Source organism: Mesorhizobium sp. M8A.F.Ca.ET.021.01.1.1 (assembly GCF_003998025.1).
Lineage (GTDB): Bacteria > Pseudomonadota > Alphaproteobacteria > Rhizobiales > Rhizobiaceae > Mesorhizobium.
In genome coordinates, this window is the sequence record NZ_RZSJ01000712.1 from 1 (window position 1) to 2,787 (window position 2,787).

Sequence of the window (2,787 nt, forward strand, 5' to 3'; positions counted from 1 at the left end):
ACAATCTGCTGCCGGTAAAGGCGGAGGTTTTCGTCGAGTGCAACAACGCCAGGAACTACTGGCATGACAATCCGCTCTACATTTTCGACGACACGCTGCTGCATCGTTCGGTCAACGAATATGACGGCCGCCGCTACTGCGTGTTCATGGACATTGTCAGGCCGTCGCCATTCCCGGGCCTCATCGCGGGGCTTCTCGCCATCGTCTCGGTGAGCGTCGAGCGCATCAATTCGATGTTCTACAAGAACTGGAAGATGATTGGCTCCACAAAGCCGAAGAAGGTCGAAACCACCTGAGTTGAAGATCCATCGATGCTGCCGGCTCTGCCGGCAGCATCCTGAATGCGTTAGGGCAGTTCCAGGAAACGCAGACGGCTTTCCGTCGCGAATTGCGTCAAACCAAGAGCCGCTGCCGGCGCTCCTGCATTGGTTTGAGCACCGCCAGGCAATGCTCTGACAAGACATGCTCTGCCAAGACGGGCAGCTTCAGCGTACGTCGGTTCAGCCCTCGGCCTCTTTGGGCCGTCGCCAATTCATTATATGACCTATGTCGCAGGATTCGCATTTGCCCGCACGGCTCCGGCTTCGTCAGGGTATCTCGATTCTGCCCTCGGCAGTTCTGTCTCTTCCTTCCTTGGCGGATCCAAGTGTCAAAGCACAAAGCCTTCGGAGTCTGGGCGGGAACCTACATATGCACCGTGATGCTAGGCATTGCCATCAGCGCCGCGTACTTAAATCTTGAAGAACCGGTCTACTATTGGGACTACGCTGCTTATTTCAATGTGTTCAACCAGCAGGGCGCGCTCCTGGTCGAGGATCCCTTCAACTGGCTGAACCAGGTGGGTACTTCCATTGCCACGCAGGATTATGGTGTGGCTATCCTGGTGCCGTTGATGCCCTTTCACATCGTCTTCGGTGGTTCGAGGCTTTCCTTCGTCGCTGGAATAGTCTCGGTCTACCTGGTTCCAGCGGTTCTTTTCATAGGCAGGATAAGTTATCTCGAGGCGGTCTCCGAGGCACCTTCTCGCGGCTGGCCAGCCGTTTGGATCGCGGCCTTGCTCTACACGCCGTTCTGGGCGCCGACACTGCGTGGAATGCCTGATGTTGCCGGTTGTCTCGCTCTCACCGCGGCAACCTATGTCCTGTGGAAGTCAAAATTCCTGACCCGCGAACCGGTGGTGAGCGGAATATCGGTCGGCGCCAGCCTATGGTTGGCCTTCATGCTGCGGCGCTGGTACGCCTACGCCGCTATCGGGGTCACCCTTTCCGCGGCGTTCCTGGGCCTGCTGCAGATCGCAAGGGATCGGGATCTTCCGGCATTCCGCGCTACGGCTGGGGGTGGCCTGTGTGCGATCTTTGTTGTCACCGCAACCGCATTGAACTTCCAGCTGCCGCTGATCGCCAGAATTCTGGGAACGAGCTACGGCGACCTCTACAGCGGATACAAGACGACCTTTGGCACTGAACTCGGTGAAATGGGGAGCCGGCTCAGCTATGTGAATTGGCTGCTGATCATTGCCGGGCTTTACATCTCCATTGCCCGCCGCAACAGGTTCTCCCTGTTCTGCGCCATCGCCTCGCTGCTGACATTTTTGATTTTCACCCGGACGCAGGATCCGGAACCCCATCATTCACTGCCGATGTTCCTTTGGCTTTTCCCTGCATACGCCCAAGCCATCGTCGCGATCGTTTCCGTGCCGGCGCTGAAATCGCGATGGTGGACCGCAGGCATGGCGGTTGCCGCTGGGCTCGCTTTCCTGGGCACATTTTTCCCGACAGGTCGTCAGCTCCTGTCTCCGGTCGATTTCTTTTTTGCGCGGGAGGCCACGCTCCCGCTCCATCTCGATAATCTCCCCGAATACAGGCGCATGATCGATGATCTGGCCGGCAGAATGGGGCCACAGGATCGCTTTTCGGTTTTTGCCTCGGGGGCAGTCATGAGCGACGCGCTGTTGTTCGGGATGGATCGGGACCTCGTTCCCCATATCGGCTGGATTTGCCAGGTGGATAGTCGTGATCGGTTTCGGCCGGACGCATTGAAATCCAGATTTGTGATCGTGACCGACCCGCCGGTTACTCATCTGCAACCGAGCGCGCAGATTTGCGTCACGCTTCCGAACCAATATATTCTTGACGGGCAAGGCATCGGTGCCGCGTACAAGCGCATTGCGCGGTACCAATTGTCCGGCGGCGTTACCGGCTATCTCTATGAGCAGATGCGTCCAGTCACGCAGCAGGAACTCAATGCGCTGTACGGCGAATTCAAGAAGAGATATCCGGACTGGACAACACCTGTCTGGTGAACCGCGACAGGCGGATCTGGCGCTGACCGAGCCCAAGGGATTGACGCCGGCGCCCTCTCAGGGGCAGTAACGGCTATGTTCAATCTGCTTCTTGTTGCCGTTGGCGGCGGCATCGGTGCCGGCATCCGCCATTTGACCAGTATGGGCGCGCTGCGCCTCGTCGGCCCCAACTATCCCTGGGGCACGATGGCGATCAACATCATCGGCTCCTTTGCTATGGGGCTGTTCATCGCCGTTCTGGTGCGCCGCGGCGGATCGAACGAGCTCAGGCTATTCGTCGCCACCGGCATCCTTGGCGGCTTCACCACCTTTTCCGCCTTTTCCCTCGATTTCGCGACGCTGTGGGAGCGGGGAGCCACGCTACCTGCGCTTGGTTACGCGCTTGCAAGCGTCATTGGTGCGATCACTGCGCTGTTTCTGGGACTTTGGCTCGCAAGAAGCCTGCCATAAAGCACGCGATGGCGTGCTTTGTGGCAGGCTTCTTG

3 protein-coding genes are annotated in these 2,787 nt (G+C 58.3%); all 3 read left to right on the top strand.

Going from position 1 to position 2,787, the window contains the following annotated elements; genetic code table 11:
- On the top strand, nt 1–296 hold a 296-nt coding region (locus EOA36_RS32670; protein ID WP_145969436.1), incomplete at its 5' end, for an aspartyl/asparaginyl beta-hydroxylase domain-containing protein.
- A gap of 350 nt (nt 297–646) precedes the next feature.
- Entirely contained in the window at nt 647–2,302 is a 1,656-nt protein-coding gene (locus tag EOA36_RS32675; RefSeq protein ID WP_127280926.1) for a hypothetical protein, read from the top strand.
- A gap of 75 nt (nt 2,303–2,377) precedes the next feature.
- Complete coding sequence (gene crcB / locus EOA36_RS32680; RefSeq protein WP_127280927.1) at nt 2,378–2,752, top strand: fluoride efflux transporter CrcB; 375 nt, start codon at nt 2,378–2,380, stop codon at nt 2,750–2,752.
- The last annotated feature ends 35 nt before the right edge of the window (nt 2,753–2,787 follow it).